This is a genomic window from Pseudotenacibaculum sp. MALMAid0570 (assembly GCF_040151415.1).
Taxonomy (GTDB): Bacteria; Bacteroidota; Bacteroidia; order Flavobacteriales; family Flavobacteriaceae; genus Polaribacter.
On sequence record NZ_JBDKWF010000045.1, the window covers coordinates 287,361 to 304,018 of the forward strand.

Annotated in this window: 15 protein-coding genes; all 15 read right to left on the bottom strand. The window is 30.0% G+C overall.

Annotation, left to right across the window (positions count from 1 at the left end; genetic code table 11):
* Nucleotides 1-2: 2 nt before the first annotated feature.
* Genes AAON49_RS04515 through AAON49_RS04585 form a run of 15 tightly spaced genes read right to left on the bottom strand, consistent with a single transcriptional unit; the run spans nucleotide 3 to nucleotide 16,631 of the window.
* Entirely contained in the window at nucleotides 3-1,265 is a 1,263-nt protein-coding gene (locus AAON49_RS04515; RefSeq protein ID WP_349552948.1) for a hypothetical protein, read from the bottom strand.
* Nucleotides 1,262-2,467: a glycosyltransferase family protein gene (locus tag AAON49_RS04520; protein WP_349552949.1), complete on the bottom strand. Its 1,206-nt coding sequence runs from the start codon at nucleotides 2,465-2,467 to the stop codon at nucleotides 1,262-1,264. The genes AAON49_RS04515 and AAON49_RS04520 overlap by 4 nt, the downstream gene beginning before the upstream one ends.
* A 21-nt stretch (nucleotides 2,468-2,488) precedes the next feature.
* Nucleotides 2,489-3,763 (bottom strand): lipopolysaccharide biosynthesis protein, encoded by a 1,275-nt coding sequence (locus tag AAON49_RS04525; RefSeq protein ID WP_349552951.1) that lies wholly within the window; start codon nucleotides 3,761-3,763, stop codon nucleotides 2,489-2,491.
* Nucleotides 3,763-5,145, bottom strand: a complete 1,383-nt coding sequence (locus AAON49_RS04530) for a CDP-glycerol glycerophosphotransferase family protein (protein ID WP_349552952.1) — start codon at nucleotides 5,143-5,145, stop codon at nucleotides 3,763-3,765. The genes AAON49_RS04525 and AAON49_RS04530 overlap by 1 nt, the downstream gene beginning before the upstream one ends.
* 8 nt (nucleotides 5,146-5,153) lie before the next feature.
* Nucleotides 5,154-5,942: a class I SAM-dependent methyltransferase gene (locus tag AAON49_RS04535; protein WP_349552953.1), complete on the bottom strand. Its 789-nt coding sequence runs from the start codon at nucleotides 5,940-5,942 to the stop codon at nucleotides 5,154-5,156.
* Nucleotides 5,943-5,954: 12 nt separating this feature from the next.
* Nucleotides 5,955-6,908: an N-acetylneuraminate synthase family protein gene (locus tag AAON49_RS04540; RefSeq protein ID WP_349552954.1), complete on the bottom strand. Its 954-nt coding sequence runs from the start codon at nucleotides 6,906-6,908 to the stop codon at nucleotides 5,955-5,957.
* A complete protein-coding gene (locus AAON49_RS04545) occupies nucleotides 6,905-7,867 on the bottom strand; it encodes an NAD(P)-dependent oxidoreductase (RefSeq protein WP_349552956.1) in 963 nt (320 codons plus the stop codon). Before AAON49_RS04545 ends, AAON49_RS04540 begins: the two co-directional genes overlap by 4 nt.
* Nucleotides 7,864-8,556 carry an acylneuraminate cytidylyltransferase family protein gene (locus tag AAON49_RS04550; protein WP_349552957.1) on the bottom strand — a complete coding sequence of 231 codons (693 nt, stop codon included), beginning with the start codon at nucleotides 8,554-8,556 and terminating at the stop codon, nucleotides 7,864-7,866. Before AAON49_RS04550 ends, AAON49_RS04545 begins: the two co-directional genes overlap by 4 nt.
* A gap of 8 nt (nucleotides 8,557-8,564) precedes the next feature.
* Nucleotides 8,565-10,295, bottom strand: a complete 1,731-nt coding sequence (locus AAON49_RS04555) for a nucleotide sugar dehydrogenase (protein WP_349552958.1) — start codon at nucleotides 10,293-10,295, stop codon at nucleotides 8,565-8,567.
* 17 nt (nucleotides 10,296-10,312) lie between these two features.
* Nucleotides 10,313-11,368: a glycosyltransferase family protein gene (locus tag AAON49_RS04560; RefSeq protein WP_349552959.1), complete on the bottom strand. Its 1,056-nt coding sequence runs from the start codon at nucleotides 11,366-11,368 to the stop codon at nucleotides 10,313-10,315.
* 31 nt (nucleotides 11,369-11,399) lie between these two features.
* Nucleotides 11,400-12,317, bottom strand: a complete 918-nt coding sequence (locus tag AAON49_RS04565) for an SGNH/GDSL hydrolase family protein (protein WP_349552960.1) — start codon at nucleotides 12,315-12,317, stop codon at nucleotides 11,400-11,402.
* Entirely contained in the window at nucleotides 12,317-13,768 is a 1,452-nt protein-coding gene (locus AAON49_RS04570) for an MBOAT family O-acyltransferase (RefSeq protein WP_349552962.1), read from the bottom strand. The genes AAON49_RS04565 and AAON49_RS04570 overlap by 1 nt, the downstream gene beginning before the upstream one ends.
* Nucleotides 13,769-13,821: 53 nt before the next feature.
* Nucleotides 13,822-14,562 (bottom strand): hypothetical protein, encoded by a 741-nt coding sequence (locus tag AAON49_RS04575; protein WP_349552964.1) that lies wholly within the window; start codon nucleotides 14,560-14,562, stop codon nucleotides 13,822-13,824.
* Nucleotides 14,563-14,577: 15 nt separating this feature from the next.
* Nucleotides 14,578-15,366: a 3'(2'),5'-bisphosphate nucleotidase CysQ gene (cysQ, locus tag AAON49_RS04580; protein WP_349552966.1), complete on the bottom strand. Its 789-nt coding sequence runs from the start codon at nucleotides 15,364-15,366 to the stop codon at nucleotides 14,578-14,580.
* A gap of 8 nt (nucleotides 15,367-15,374) precedes the next feature.
* Nucleotides 15,375-16,631, bottom strand: a complete 1,257-nt coding sequence (locus tag AAON49_RS04585; RefSeq protein WP_349552968.1) for a sulfate adenylyltransferase subunit 1 — start codon at nucleotides 16,629-16,631, stop codon at nucleotides 15,375-15,377.
* Between the last annotated feature and the right edge of the window lie 27 nt (nucleotides 16,632-16,658).

Genomic DNA, 16,658 nt, shown 5'->3' on the forward strand with positions numbered 1-16,658 from the left:
TACTAAATAATGTTTGGCTTAATGTTTTCACTCTTTCTGTTAAGATACCCTAAAGACATTCCAAATAGTAGAGCATCAAAAACTGAACCTGGTGTCAAAGGTCCTTCAATTAATCGAAATAAACTATATATTATTAGAAAAACTAAACAACTTAATTCTCTACTTGACAACTCTTTAATTCTTATAGCAGATTTATATACTGTAGATAGTATATGGAATAATACTAAAAAGAAGAAGAAAAATCCTCCTTTCAGTATTGGGTATACCGCTCCAATATGTACACTAGTACTTACAGGTTTTCCCTTATTATCTATGAATTGTACTATTCCTCCTTGATTTACAACATAATCTCCCCCCAAACCACGGCCAATTAATAATTCATAAACCGACAACTGGGAAATCATTTGTACTGCTTCATCTTGTCTGGCTGTATCTTTAGTCTGAAAACGTTTCACAAGAGCTTCTGGTGTAAAAACGAACATCAAACTAGCTATTGTACCTAAAAGAAATATTTGTCTTATAAAAATCTTTGAGTTCCCCGTTATTTTCATATTTATTGCCGTAGCTAATATTAAAAAAGAAATAGCTCTTGCAGATGGAGCTCTTTTAAGGAAATATAGTTGAAAACCTAAATAAACAATTAGAGGTAAGAATATTAAAATTTTATTCCTAACTTTTTTCTCTTTGTTAAAAAAAGGTAGAAGAAATAGAAAAGGCCAAAAATCTAACATAGGAGCCATTGTATATGACAAAACAGCTGTTGTATTTCCTGTCTCTAATGCATCATAACCTAATACAGATAGGTGCTCTAATGTATATGACCTCCCTAAAAACACTAATCCTGCAAATACAAAAAATGTTATTCTAAGTTTTCCTTCAAACATTTTCCATATATAATCTTCTGATGAGATTTTATATGCTAGCAATATTACCAGAGAAGTCCAGTATTCTTGAAATAAAGATGAAAGATCATTTCCTCTAATAACTCCATAAACCAACAAACAATGGACATAAAAAAATATAATATTAACAACAAAAGAATCCTTTCTTTTAATAGAATAAATTCTTCTTGACGGGCTATAATAGTATGATAAAAATAGAAAAAGTAATGGAAATGCCAACAAGGTAATTCCTATTATACTTTCAATATTTACTCCCGATAATTGATTAATTAAATAGTTACTTTTATGTAATCCAACTGATAGAATAAACAAAAAGAAAAGAATACCCGATATTTTACGATAAGAATACCCTTTAGAAATCATAAAAATTGGTTTAATATTTCTTTTGCTTGTATACTAGAATTGAAATCATTTTCTAATAATTTTGAAGCTTCTTTGACTAATTTGGTATATGTGTTATTATTGTTAGATCGAATTAACTTTTCAGAAGTTATCCTTAATTCATTTGAAGGAAGAAAGATACAATTTTTCAAATCAATAAAATACCTTGGTAAATCTCCAAAACTATTCATTATTAAAACTTTATGTAATCCTAAAACCTCTACTACCCTTGTTGGAAATGTAAACTCTTGTAAAGGTTCAGGTTTTCTAAATAATACTAAAAATTTCACACCTCTCAATAGTTCCATTTTCTCCTTTTCTGATGGGTTAAAATGCAAGCTTACAGAATTTTTAAAAGGACTATTAACAAATCTTTTTTCCCATTCTCTCCCTTCAGAAAAATTTCTAAATCTTCCAATAATCCGAAGTTTAAAAGACTGTTCTTTATTATACAAATCCAAACACAAGTTATATAATAATTGAGGGTAATCCTTATTTATTAATGCTCCGAAATAACCTATAACTAACTCGTTATCATTAAATTTTACATAACCCTTTTTCTCTTTAGAATATAATACTGATGGGACAATCGAAAATTTATCAATTGCTTTCCCATACTCTTCTTTTAACTTGTAAGTGATAAATGTACAAGCACTAAATTTTGGTAATAATTTTTTAAATACTAATGAAGATTCCCATAAAAATGGATGTTTTATGTACTCTATCCTAGAGTTCTTTACCATCGGAGGTTCAACTACATCGAATACAATCTTTGTCTTATAATTTTTCTTTTTAATCTTTTTTAATAATAAGTTTAAAAAAGTATAACTTCTTCCGTAAGTAAAAATCATCTCTTTATCATGTCCCTCAAGTGTTTCTAGAATAGAATTCACTAGTAGTTTTGTAACTTTATAATAAGACAATCTATTTTCAACCCTTTTAATTATACTATTTCCCTCAAAAACATGTGGTGCCATAGCAATAAAGGGTATTGATTTATTACAAAACTGAAAATGACCTTTTTGTTTAAATTCTTTTCCATCTTCATTATAATAAGAACAAATAACTTGAACATCATCAACATGGTCCATAAAGCCTCTTGTTAAATTTAATATTCTTGAAGATGCGGCTTGGCCAGTTGGGAAACTAAAAACACCAGCTACTATTACACGATTTATATTCATTAAACTAAAGAGTTTTTTAAATTACTTTTCGAGAACAATATTTTCTTTCTTCTTTTGAATTAACAGCATCGTTATGACTAAAACAGAAGTAAAAACAGAAGTGAACAATATACTTAAGCTTGTATTATACAAAATGTTGGATTGGTTATAATATAACCAAATCAAACTACATAACCTTAAAATCAGTGCACCTACTATATAAAAATACATCCTTCCCCAATCTTTCATTGATACCCATACAGTTGCACTTACAGAAAAAACATCAAAAAGGCTAGCTATCATTGCAATTCTCATTGGTAAAATTGCTTCTTGATACTCTGGTAAAAAAGCATCTATTAAAAATGGCACTGATATATACATAATAGCCATTATAGGAATAAAAGCTCCAAAAGTCATTATATTAACTAAAAGTGATTGACCAATTATTTTCTTATCTCCTTTTGCAAATCGCTGGCTAAAATTTGGATACAAATAGGAGTTTAAACTTGTAGTAAACAAAGTAATTGAAAGTAACATCCAATTCACAGGAGTAAATAAACCAAGGGCAGATAAAGAAGCAAAACTTACTAAAAACAATTTAGGTAAAGAACGGTTAAAAGATTTCAAATAACTCCATAACCATAATTTCCATCCATCTTTAAAAAGTTCAAGCCAGTATTTTTTATAAAACTTTCTACGACTCTTTTGTTTTTGTTTAAACTTGTAAAATAGCACTAAAAATAACTGTATTAGGATTACTCTAATTAAAAGCCCTTTGTAGCCCAAATAATATGGAAAAAATAAAGCGGCTAAACTAATTAATGAAACTAAAATTTTTGCCAGAGTAATTTTATTAAAAGAAATTGAAGCTCTTAACTTTGCTTCTTCAAAATTAGCTGATGCTTCAAGTATTGTATAGAAACACATTACAAACATGGTTAAGACTAAATACCATGATGAATCTATTAATATTTGGTATATCCCGATAAGTAAGAAGAAACATGATTGTAAAATCATACTTAATGTTACATGAAACGCTGTCGTACTAAGTATTAATCTTGCTTTTTCATCTTTTTCGGAAGATTTCAAATAAGGGTAATCTCTATTAAATGCATTAATAATTCCTAATCTGGAGATAATAACATATCCTTGTAATAAAAGAGCATATTGCCAGATACCTATTTCCTGTACATCTACTAATTTTAATACTGCAAATTCAGCAACAATACTTACTATTTGAAAAAAAATATTGCCCCCAGCATATTTGAAAAAAACGCTAAAATCAAACCAAGGCATATACTTTTTTAGCCAATTCATTAGGAATTAATAATTTTTAGTATATGTTCAGCAATTCTTTGCCCTGATTTACCATCAGTAAAAACACATTGTTGATCTACAATCTTTCTACGATTCTCTTCAAGGTGTTGAGGGTTTTTTAAAGCATTATTAATATCATTTATTAATTCCTCTCTCGATTCTGAAATATCAAATCCTCCAGTAGTTTTTAATTTTGCGTAATGATCAAACTCATAAATACGTCTTGGAGATATTTTGTACGGTCTTTCTCCCAAGAAATCAAAATTCACACATACAATAGGTGTATTGAAGACTGCCGCATCCAATGTAACTGTTGACCCAAAATTAATAACTAAATCCGCATACTTCATATACTCTCCAAATTCTACATCATCGTTTTTAGAAAAAAGGCGATCCTGGAATTGAGAACTCTTCCCTGGTATATGTACAAATACATCTTTTCTATTAATCAATTCTTGGTAATGCTCAGGTTTGGCCTGAGGATGTAACCTAACAACTAATTGTACGGAATCATTTATGTTATTCTCTTTGATAGTATCTGCTATAAACTTAACAATATCTCGTTCAGGCGATATTGGGTCTATAATTGATCTTCCTATAGTTCCGCTTCCTGTAGCATACACTATTAATTTTTTTGAAATATCTAAACCGTTCTTTTCGAAGAAATCTTGTTTTGAATCAAAATTTTCCTCTCTAAAAAACACATCATATCTGGGAATACCGCTAACAAAAATTTTCTCTTTAGGGAAGTCAAATAAATCAACGGCTTCTTGTTTCATGACATTATTCCATACTACTAGAGATTTTAAAGAAAACGGAAAAAACCCTTTGCTTGTTAGGTTATCCCAACTACTCACTAAGCTAATTGTAGGAATCTTCTTTTTAGCTGCCATTCTCATAATACTATAATCTTTTGAATAACTAAGCACTCTAGTAACAATTACTAAATCAGGTTTGTATTTTTCAAAGATATCTTCATACATTTTTGGTTTGGTAAAAACTCTGTACATCCAAAAGATTAACTTGTTAACATTCCTATAGCCTAAAAGAAATTTAAGAAAATTAGCCAAAGGAGTAAGATTATCCATTGTCTTGGTGTTTCCATCCATCGAACCCATATCGATTGTTTTTGATTTCTTTCTTAAAATAGCTTTATGGAATGGCAATAAAAATCTTTCTACTAAAGTTGGCTGATAAGGTAAAATTGTTTCAAAACTAACATTATCTCCTCCGAACTCTTCAACAATTTCTTCACCAGTATCTTGCAGAAATAATACTAAATCTAAATTTTCTTGTTCTTTTAATACTTTAAATGTATCGTTTCTTAGAACATCTCTTACACTAGTTCCAAATGCAATTGCAATGAAAATCTTCTTTCTCATATGTTGATTTAATTCTTCACAAATTTGTACAAACAATTTGCCCCATCCATAGTTATTCTATTATCATTGTTATAAATAATTAAATCTTCAAACCAATTTAAAAGACTATCTACATTATCATTAGCAAGTTCAGCATCTCTCAGCGCATTGGTAAGTCTTTTCTTCATATCTTGAATCATCCACTTACCATTAGCTCTTTCATAATCATAAGATTCTACCACTTCTAGATTTAATCCTGCTTCCTTACCCCATTTCATCATATCCGCAGGACTAATTGAGTGTACATCAGTTAATGACATAGGTACACCTAACAATTTCTGAAGACTTATCCACACTATTCCTCTAAAATTATAAAAGTGTGGACAGGTAAGAATTAATTCTCCTCCTGTCTGCAATAGGTTACTCACTTTTTTCATCATTGTCCATGGTTCATCCATATGTTCAAAAGTACCACAACTTATTATTAAGTCTACTGGCTGATCCCAATCATTAAAATCAGTAGTGGAAAAATGACAATTATTTACTACAGGTTTTTCTTTGGCGGTTTTAATAGCAGATTCACTGTAATCTATCCCATAGGCCTCAGAAACTCCTTGCTTTGCAATTCTATATATAAGTTCTCCTGTACCACAACCAATATCTAGAACTGTTTTTCCTTTTACGTCGCTTAAATTTTTCATAACGATATCATCATTTTCACTTTTGTTTGCTCCGTTTTCAAACTTACTAAAATACGATTGTTCTCCTTTTTGATATATGGCTTCATAAAAGGATTTAAGGTCTTGATTAGTCTTCATATTAGTTTTAAGTTAAAATTCTACGTCTTCCCAGTTAAAAATATGCTTACCATCGACTAAACTTGCAAACCTACCTCTATAATAATCTCTATTTAATATTTCAGCATGAGACATTTCTCTGTTTTCTTTACCAAGAGAAATATCCCAATTGGGGTATCCTTTCTTAATTTTTTCCATCATTTCATAACGAGAAAGTTTTGCAAATTCATTTAATTCATTTAACTCTTGAGGGTTAATTGAAACCGGACCATCTTTTGTTTGATCATCATCTAAAATGGTGTAGTGTCTTTCAATACAACTTGCACCTAAAGCTAATGCAATTTTACTAGCCCACAACTGAGTCTCCTTTGGCTTTGAATGATCACTATACCCTACATTTTTACTAAATTTTCTTAAAAAAGCTAATCTTTTTAAATGAAGTTCCTCCATAGGTGTTGGATAAATAGTCACGCAATGCAAAAAAGTAGCATCTATGTCTTGCAATATCTTGGATGCTTTTTCTATTTCCTCATTATAAGTTGCTCCAGTAGACACAAAAATCTTTTTCCAATAATTTTTAATCTCTCTTAGTAATGGAAAAGAAGCACAATCATAACTTGCAACTTTGATCGCTTCATAACCTAAATCTTTCACCTCTCTAGCACCTGTTCTACTAAAGACGGTAGTCATTGGAGCTATACCAGCTCTCCAACACTCCTCTACAAACCATGCCTCATCTTCTATGGAAAGGTCTAATTTGGCTAGTCTTTCAAACTCTAGCTTATAAGGTCTTTTAATAGCTTTAACTATTTGATTCTCTATAATACCTTCTTCAAAACGTTCTCTATAACTAAGCTCTTTAGAACGAATTGCTTGTATCTTTACATAATCTGCACCGTTTTCTGCAGCTTTATGAATCATTTTTTTAAGAAGTTCTCTATCTCCATTATGATTTTGACAGCATTCTGCTATAATTGTGGGTTTCATTTTTCTATTTGGTTTAGGAATTTATCCGTTATAAAATCTCTTGTTTTTTTGATGGAAACCTTTCCATATCCTCCCATATGTGGAGTAATTATGACATTGTCATTCTTTTTTGCATACTTAATTATTTCAGGTACAATAGGTAATTTCCCATTCCATATCGAATCATTTTTTAAAACATCAGTAGCAACACCTGATATTTTTTTACTTTTTAATGCTTGAATCAAAGCATCTTCATTTACCATTTCCCCTCTTGATGTGTTGATCAAAATAACTTGATCTTTCATCATTTGAATTTTAGAATAATCTAAAAAGTTAATATTCCTCTCTTCATAAGTAATCATCAAACAAATGATATCTGAATTACGTAATAATACTTCTAAACTAACATTTTTTTCTCCCTCTTTAACCTCATCTTCAATTTCCCTAGTATCATTCACTAAGACACTCATATCAAATGCTTTAGCATATCTAGCAATGATTTTCCCTAACCTACCATAACCAATAATTCCTATTGTTTTACCATCAAGCTCATCTGCCATTAACTGATGTCGCTCCCAAATATCATTCTTTACTTGTTGAAATGCAACAGGAATATTCCTGATTAATGTGAGTAATAAGGCCCAAGTATGTTCAGCTGTACTTTTTACTGTAGTTAAAAATTCAATCTCTCCTTTTAGGCTTACAACTTTTATTTTGTTATCGTTGCAATAGTTTAAGTCTATATGATTTAATCCTGTAGTAGGTGTAACAACATATTTTAATTCTCTTTGTAATGATAGTATTTGTTTATCTAGACTTAATCCCAATCTCGTAAAAATAACATCATACTGATAATTTTTCAAGTGCAGTTGAAGTTCTTCTTGAATTTTAAAATTTTCTTCTTGCAAAAAACAATCCTTTCTTAAAGAACTTAGTTTTTCTTTAGAATAATTATATGGTTCTAAATGTAGTATCCTCATAATCCTTTCTTTCCATAAATCCATTCTGCGTATTCAAAATCAGATAATGTATCTATATTCACAGATCTTTCTGGAGGCATTATCAATCCCTCGCAATTTTCTCCTTTATATGATTTTTTAAGAAGAGTTTCTCTTCTTGTTAAATAAATTGCACCATTTCTAATATACATAGGTTCAAGTTCCTGCCTGTTTTGGTTCTCATAAGCTTCGCAAAATGGTGGATCTACCAACTTACCCTTTCTCATATATTTCATTCGAGCTGGATGGGATGCTTCAACATCAACTACACTAATTACACTATCTGCATCTGATCTTTGTAATTTTTCAATTGCTAAATTAATGTCCTTTGAAGCTCTATAAGGTGTAGTAGGTTGCAATAACATAAACGCATCATACATTACTCCATCTATTTTCTCCATTTCGTTTAGAGCATGAACTGCTACATCAATTGAGCTAGCGGTATCACTGGCTAGGTCTTTAGGTCTAGTAAACGGTGTTTCTACTCCCAATTTATTCGCTATTTCCGAAATTTCTTTATCATCAGTAGATACAATTACTCTATCTAATATTGAATTCAAGGCAGCATCTATAGTGTATCCAATAAGTGGTTTACCTTTTAAATCTTTGATATTTTTTCTTGGAACTCCTTTAGAACCTCCTCTCGCTGGTATAACTCCTAAAACTTTCATAACCCTAATTATCTTATTGAGTTCTTGACAAAACTTAAACCCATGTATGTACATTCTCTAATGGATAGAATATCTTTTTCTCTAAACAAATTCCATCCATCATAAATAATGGGTTTTTCATTCATTTGATGAATATACTTATATATGTTCATTGTTTCAAAGCTCCTATGGTTATTCAAAAAAAGCACAGCATCTTTCCCTTTGAATGCTTTCTCTAATTCTAAGAATACAACTCCGTACTCCTCAACTTCTTCTTTCAAAGCTACGGCATCATATCCGTATACAGAATCTACAGAACCTTTCATAAGTTCGGCTATTTCAATACTCGAAGAATTTCTAATATCTCCGGTTTCAGGATTCCCTTTAAAAGCTAAACCGCAAATTAAAATTTTACTCTCTTTGGGGTTCTTACCTAATTTTTTAAGCTGGTCAATAACATTTTTAGCTACCAAATCATGCATAGATTCATTAATTTCTCTACTGTGTTTAAAGATTTGTCCATCTATATCAAACATATCTGTAACTGACGCAAAAATATGAGGATCTTTTGTTAAGCAAGGACCTCCAACTCCTGGGCTTGGTAAAGGGACTGGGTCTCTAGGATAATCTTTGTTCGCTGCATTTATTACATCTACAACATTAATATTAAATTCTGAAGCTATGATTGCCATTTGATTTGCATATGCGAAAACGTAATCTCTAAAGGAGTTATTAATAAGTTTGATCATTTCTGCTGCTTCTAAAGTATCAACTTTAACAATCACCGGTGTAATATCTCTGAAAATTGCAGCAGTAGCATTGACAGAATCTTTATCGAAACCTCCAATAATTTGAGGAAGAGAACACAATTCTTTTAATGCTTTACCTTCGGCAGTTCTCTCTGGAGCAAATGACAATTGGAAATCTATTCCGCATTTTAGTCCTGATATTTCTTCTAACTTACTTTTTACAAAATTCCTACTTGTTCCTATAGGAACAGTAGACCTTAAAACAACAAGATTACCTCTCTTGAGTTTTCTCCCAACTTTATTACAGGTGTCCTCTAAGTATTCCATAATAGGCAGTTTGCTACCACTATCACTGACTTTTATTGGTGTACCAACAGATATGATAAAGACATCACCATCTTCAGGTATACTTTCACTAACTCTAAAATTTTTACCTATCTGCTTCTTAATTAAATCATTGATTCCTACTTCTTGCACATATGATTCGCCTCTATTTAGCATCTCTATTTTAGTGGAATCAATTTCGACCCCAGTAACCAAAAATCCAGAATCTGCCATTACTACAGCCATTGTAAGACCTACATAACCAAGGCCTATTACAACAATATGTCTATGGGAAGCCACTTTTAATTCCCATAATTGGTGGTAAGCTATTACTTTTGTTGGAACGTTATTATCATCAACAAAAATAATTTTACTCAAGTACTTTCGAGACCTTCTATTCCTTTTTGAAAGCTCTTCAGGCAAACTTTCAAGAACCTCTTCAGTTGTCATTCTTTCATTGAAAACTATAGGATTCTCTTCCATAATTCTTTCTGCTGGGGTGCTTAATTCATTATTCTTCAATAATGATCTTCTAATGTCTCCTTCAGTAATGCTACCTATTAGTTTACTATCTTCATCAACAACTAATGCTAAATTAGATGGTAACTGGTTTGAATATGCTTTTTCAAAAATTGATAATATATCTATCAATTTAGTGTCTCTTTTACAAAATAGTTTATTGACCATTTCTTTTTCTTGATTAATTATTTTGATATTTTATTTCGCAAATATTCTGCTGTAAATAATGCTCCTTCGGTTTTTCTGTTTTCTAAGTTCTTAATACACTGATTTAAAAAAAATTTATTTCGCATCATATTGATAACATCATTTACTTCCTTGTATATTATTCCTAACCCAAGTTTTTCAACTGTTTTTGCATTGTGTATAATTTCTTCGTTGTCTTCTTCTAATACACTAACCGGAATATTATAAGTTACTGCATCTGTTAAGATACCTACTCCAGGTCTACAAATTATTAAATCTAACTCATTAAAACTTTCTTCATTAAATGGGAACTTATTAGGGTTTTCACCTAATTCATTTAAATGCCAGAATAAGTTACTATCTACATAAATATTAAATTTTGCAAGTATACTCATTTGTTTGTACAATTCTACTAATAATTCAGTTAACATTTTAGTACCTCCTCCAGTGATTAAAATACTCGCTTTCTTTTTTTCAATATATTTCTGTTTTCTATCTATACTTTTGCTACAAAACCATGGAGACTTTATAGGGTTAGTGTATTTATCTATAATAGGCATTCTGATATCTCCAACACAAATACAATCAACTTTTCTTTCAAGTAGCATTTTGCGCTCTATTAATTGTAATTCTAAAAATTCTTTCCTTGTCTGTTCTAGCCTGATTAAAGGCCATAAAAAAGACCCCATTAAGATAACTTCTTTATCCAATATTACTGGAGCAACTTGATTATCAGATACTATTATTTTTGACGAATTTATTATTGCATTGCTCTTAATTTCATCTATCCAAGCTTCCCAAGAAGCTCTTTCTATTGAGTTGGGATCCATTACCCATTTGGGTTCTTTATGAAATAAATCAGTATGAAAAGAAACAGTATCCGTAAGCAAAAGAAAATTAGGTTCGTTTTCTAAAAAATCAAGATGATTTGGAGAACAAAAAACATGAATACTTATATTACTTTTTCCGTTTTGTAATTCTCTGCATACTGCCAATACTCTTTTGAAATGACCATAGCCATTACTACATATAATAAATGATATTAATCCTCTCAATTATTTTCCTTTTGTATTAATATTAGAAAGCTCATTGTTTCAGATTTTTTTGTCTCTCCAGCAAATACTTTTCAATTGTTTTAGCACAATTTACTCTTCCATTAAAGTTCCAATGAATATCAAAACCAAAATCTTTTGGTAAAGCATCATGCTTAATTTTAGCTTTTTCAAATGAAAATTTTTCGAATAGAAAAGGAGTTAACTTACCTTTTTCATATAAAATAACTACTGAAGAGTCAAGCATAGTAAGTGCTTTTCTATTTATAGAATTTTCAATCCTATCATTAACTCTCTTTGATGAAACATTATCACCTCGTTTAGAAAAGGTCTCACCTTTTATTATTTTGCTCAACTTCTCTCCTACCCCATGATTTATATTTAAGTATCTAGCAGTGTAGTAATTATTATATATTTTTCGAGCTCTTGTTATTTTTATTTTTTTATCAACTCTTCCTACATTTCCTGCTAAATCTTGTAATAAATCATCATCTTTTAAATGTATAAAAACTATATCATAATTATCTTTAATATACTTTTGATAAAGTAAACCATAATCTATAATATTAGCCCCAGAAACCCCATACTCATGTACCTCAACTCTATCATTCATTTGCTTTTCAAGTATTCTTCCTATAGAATTTTCAACATTTACTTGTAAACCTTCAATATAAGAATCTCCCATAATAGCTATACGATACTTATCTTTAGATATTTTCGAATAGTCCTTCAAACTATTATATCCTTGAGGGTTTATTTTGTAGTGAGCTTTTATTTCTCCCAAACCTCCCTTTACCCATATAGCTTCAGCATAAGGTTTATTGACATAATTATTATTAATTATTTCTGACGGAACTGCATGACTACTAAGCTGAAAAACTCTTAAAACTACTTCTAAAACCAAAGCTGTCATAAAAACTGTTACCAATATGTATGATAAAAACTGCTTCATTAGAATTGAAAATATATAAATGATAGCGAACTACTTACTGGAGCATTAATAATAATCAAAACTAATAGTGTAGAGTCTACAAGAATACCTTTTTTAAGATTTTTAGAGAATAAATTTATTGTTTTGGTCACAATCAAATATTCAACAATTATTAACCCAATAAGATAAAGATACTCTTTAAACAATGGTTGATTATCATAAGGGTTAAAAAACGTTATACTTTCCCAATTAAATTGTAATATATGAACTATATAATCATACGCATATTCTATAGATTTAGCTCTAAAAAATATCCATGCTACTGTAACTATAATAAATGTTTTAACAATTAACCAAAAATTATAAAAAGATGGAATAATATATTTTCTTTTCTCCAAATCCTCCACATACTTTCTATTAGTTTTCCACAAAAAAGAAGGAATGAATAGCAGAGCATGAATAGCACCCCAAGCAATAAAAGTCCAATTAGCCCCATGCCAGAATCCAGAAATCAGAAAAATAGCAAAGACATTTCTAATTCCTTTATATCTGCTCACTCTAGATCCTCCTAAGGGAATATATAAGTAATCTCTAAACCATGTAGAAAGAGAAATATGCCATTTACGCCAAAATTCACCTATACTTCTAGAAAAATATGGAAAATTAAAGTTAACCATAAGTTCAATTCCTAACAATTTGGCGACACCTCTTGCTATATCTGAGTATCCACTAAAATCACAATAAATTTGAAAAGCAAAAAAGATAGCTCCTAAAATTAATATTGATGAAGGATAGATTTCGAAATTCGAAAATATTTCATCAACACTTGGCGCTAAAGCATCTGCTATTACTATTTTTTTAAATAATCCCCAAAGTATTAATCGAACTCCTTCTATACTCTGCGAAGAACTAAATCTACGTCTCTTTAAAACCTGTGGTAATAGGTTGGTTGCTCTTTCTATAGGTCCAGCAACTAATTGAGGAAAAAAACTCACAAATGCAGCAAAAGCAACAAAGTCTTTAGTTGGCTCAAGTTTTCTTTTATAAACATCTATCGTATAACTTAAAGTTTGAAAAGTATAAAAACTAATTCCAACTGGTAAAATTATTTGTAAAGTATTAAAGCCTAAAGATGTTTTAAGCATTGGAATAAAATCGTATAAAGACTCTAAAAAAAAGTTATAATATTTAAATACTCCTAAAAAACCAAGATTAATTAGTAAACTCATTCTTAACAAAGCTTTTCTATATGATTTTTTGTTTGTTAAAGAGAGGCTGTAACCTATGGAATAATCTACTAGAGTACTGAAAATAATAAGAGATAAAAATCTCCAATCCCACCAACCGTAAAAGATATAACTAGCTATTACAATTAATGCATTTTGTAATTTTAAGTTCTTATGAGTCACAAACCAATAAAGAACAAAAACAATTGGCAAAAACAAGACAAATTCTATAGAGTTAAATAACATCTACTTTTATTTAAATACTAATTTTTCATTTCTAATTATCCAAATACAAAAAATTATTTAGATATCATTTTTTCGTAATATCTAACTGCTTCATCATCTAAAATATCTTTTGAATCGGAAGGAGTTTTATTGATTGTTGTGCTCTTACGCTTAGATGGTAATTTATTTTGAGACTTCTTTGATAAAAGTTCTAAAACCTTTTCTAATCTTTCTAAATCACAGCTTCCTGTATTTTTAGTAATAGCTTCAGAAAAAACTTTTATTGGGTTTTCAATTGCTTCTTCATATATAATTAGCGATGATTTACTATCCTCTTTGTAAGAATGTATTTTTTTATACTTCTCAAATAAATTATCCTTCTTCTTACTTTCTAACTTCATCAACTCTAAAACATTATGAGAAGTATTCTCTTCTTTATTAACATCTTTAAAGATACCTTTATATAACTTTTTCCCTACAAATTTCTCTTCACTAAGCATTAATTTTTTAATCATATAGTATTGTGATAAGAAAGAATTTTTCCCATTTCTTATTACATAAAAGCAATTATGGTACTTTTTAGGATTTAGGATTGAGTGCGTATGAACAACACATTCAAAAAGCAATGGTAAAACATAGTGTTTAGGTCTAGGTAAATTGAAGTAAAAAGCGAGGACATCACTTACCCATGATGTTCCGCTTCTTGGGGCTCCACAAACAAAAACGACTTGTTTATTTTTTTGATAAAACCTCAATAAAAAAATCGTTAAATAATGAGAGCTAGCTTTTAAAAACCAGCTTAATTTATACTTCATATTTTCTAATTTTCTTTACTTTACTACAAACCAGTTGTTTAATAAATTTGGTCTATTATATATCATTTTCTTTTTTGTATCGTAATCAATAACATTAAATCCAGCATATTCACATATAGCTTGACCTGCAGCTGTATCCCACTCCATTGTTGGTGCAAATCTTGGGTAACATTGAGCAACACCTTCAGCTACCATACATAATTTTAGAGAACTCCCTTTAGAAATCAAATCTACAACACCAAATTGTTTTCTTAAATCATTGATAAAAATTTCAGTTTCTTTAGACATGTGAGATCTGCTTGCTACCACTGTAAATGATTTATTTTCCTTTTTTAAAGGTAGTTTTTTAGCATTTTTCAACAAACAATCCATATCATTAATATTAGGATTTATAAGAATTTTATAAGCTCCTTTTTCTTTAGTAGAAAAATACAAATCACCTAAATCAGGAGCATATACAACTCCTAGAATAGGTTCTTGATTTTCAATTAAAGCTACATTAATTGTAAACTCTCCATTTCTTTTTATGAACTCCTTTGTTCCATCTATCGGATCTATAATCCATAATTTCGACCAGTGTTTTCTCACTTCATAAGGGGTCTCTTTACCTTCTTCAGAAAGTATTGGAATCCCTGTTTTTTCAAGAAAAGATTTTATAATATTATGCGATAGAATATCAGCTCTTGTTAGTGGGGAGTTATCACTCTTTAATTGCACATCAAAATCTTTCGAATCATATACTTCCAAGATTACTTTTCCTGCTTCAATTACCGCTGAGATAGCTAAGTTTAAATAATCAGTCATAATTTGCTTTATATAATCATTCCTGCACCGATGGTTTCATTAGTTTGCTCATCAATTAAAATTATACTCCCTGTCTGACGATTTCTTTTATATGAGTCAAAAAACAAAGGTTTGGAAACACGTAATGATATACGGGCTATTTCATTCATTTCAACTTTTTCTATATCTTGAATACGATGTAACGTATTTATATCCACTTTATATTTCAATTCTTTCACCATTGCAACGCATTCTTTTGTCGTATGCATAACAATGACTTTAGCTCTATTCAACAATGGTTTCTGATTCATCCAAGTAACCAAAACCTCTATATCTTGAGATATTGTTGGCACATTATTTTCTCTAACAATCATATCTCCTCTACTAATATCAATTTCGTCTTCTAAGGTCATTATTACTGACATAGGAGCGGATGCTTCTTTAACATCCTTTCCGTTCAGCTCAATCGTTTTAATTGTAGATAAAAACCCAGATGGCAATGCTTTTACTCTATCTCCTGGTTTAAAAACTCCACCATCTATTCTACCAGCAAATCCTCTAAAGTCCTGATGTTCTATAGTATGTGGTCTAATAACTGATTGTAAAGGGAAACGACAATCAACATGATTATAATCACTAGAAATATGCACATTCTCTAAATGATACATTAATGTACTACCTTTATACCAATTCATATTATCTGACCTATTAACTACATTATCACCATGTAAAGCAGAAATCGGGATGAATTGAACATCTTTAATATCTAATTTCGAAGAAAAGGCTTTAAAATCCTGAACTATTGTATCATAGACTTCTTGACTGTAATCAACCAAATCCATTTTATTGATACACACAATAGCATGGGGAATACGCAAAAGAGATGCTATAAATGAATGCCTATGCGTTTGCTCTAACATTCCCTTTCTTGCATCTATTAATATAATTGCTAAATTTGCTGTTGAAGCCCCAGTTACCATATTTCTTGTGTATTGAATATGGCCAGGAGTATCTGCTATAATAAACTTTCTTTTCGGTGTAGCAAAGTATCTATAAGCTACATCTATTGTAATACCTTGCTCTCTTTCAGATTTCAAACCATCTGTAAGTAGAGACAAATCTATATAATCGAATCCTCTATTAATACTAGAGGATTTTACAGATTCTAATTGGTCTTGAAAGATTGATTTGCTGTCATATAACAAACGTCCAATAAGGGTGCTTTTACCATCATCTACACTCCCTGCAGTTGTGAATCGTAAAATTTCAGTTGTTTGACTTCTCATGTTAATATCTTAAATAAAATGTTTTAA

Excerpts from the sequence above, each read along its gene's own strand:
- AAON49_RS04515 (WP_349552948.1), bottom strand. The coding sequence starts at position 1,265 with ATGATTTCTAAAGGGTATTCTTATCGTAAAATATCGGGTATTCTTTTC.
- AAON49_RS04520 (WP_349552949.1), bottom strand. The coding sequence starts at position 2,467 with ATGAATATAAATCGTGTAATAGTAGCTGGTGTTTTTAGTTTCCCAACT.
- AAON49_RS04525 (WP_349552951.1), bottom strand. The coding sequence starts at position 3,763 with ATGAATTGGCTAAAAAAGTATATGCCTTGGTTTGATTTTAGCGTTTTT.
- AAON49_RS04530 (WP_349552952.1), bottom strand. The coding sequence starts at position 5,145 with ATGAGAAAGAAGATTTTCATTGCAATTGCATTTGGAACTAGTGTAAGA.
- AAON49_RS04535 (WP_349552953.1), bottom strand. The coding sequence starts at position 5,942 with ATGAAGACTAATCAAGACCTTAAATCCTTTTATGAAGCCATATATCAA.
- AAON49_RS04540 (WP_349552954.1), bottom strand. The coding sequence starts at position 6,908 with ATGAAACCCACAATTATAGCAGAATGCTGTCAAAATCATAATGGAGAT.
- AAON49_RS04545 (WP_349552956.1), bottom strand. The coding sequence starts at position 7,867 with ATGAGGATACTACATTTAGAACCATATAATTATTCTAAAGAAAAACTA.
- AAON49_RS04550 (WP_349552957.1), bottom strand. The coding sequence starts at position 8,556 with ATGAAAGTTTTAGGAGTTATACCAGCGAGAGGAGGTTCTAAAGGAGTT.
- AAON49_RS04555 (WP_349552958.1), bottom strand. The coding sequence starts at position 10,295 with ATGGTCAATAAACTATTTTGTAAAAGAGACACTAAATTGATAGATATA.
- AAON49_RS04565 (WP_349552960.1), bottom strand. The coding sequence starts at position 12,317 with ATGAAGCAGTTTTTATCATACATATTGGTAACAGTTTTTATGACAGCT.
- AAON49_RS04570 (WP_349552962.1), bottom strand. The coding sequence starts at position 13,768 with ATGTTATTTAACTCTATAGAATTTGTCTTGTTTTTGCCAATTGTTTTT.
- AAON49_RS04575 (WP_349552964.1), bottom strand. The coding sequence starts at position 14,562 with ATGAAGTATAAATTAAGCTGGTTTTTAAAAGCTAGCTCTCATTATTTA.
- cysQ (WP_349552966.1), bottom strand. The coding sequence starts at position 15,366 with ATGACTGATTATTTAAACTTAGCTATCTCAGCGGTAATTGAAGCAGGA.
- AAON49_RS04585 (WP_349552968.1), bottom strand. The coding sequence starts at position 16,631 with ATGAGAAGTCAAACAACTGAAATTTTACGATTCACAACTGCAGGGAGT.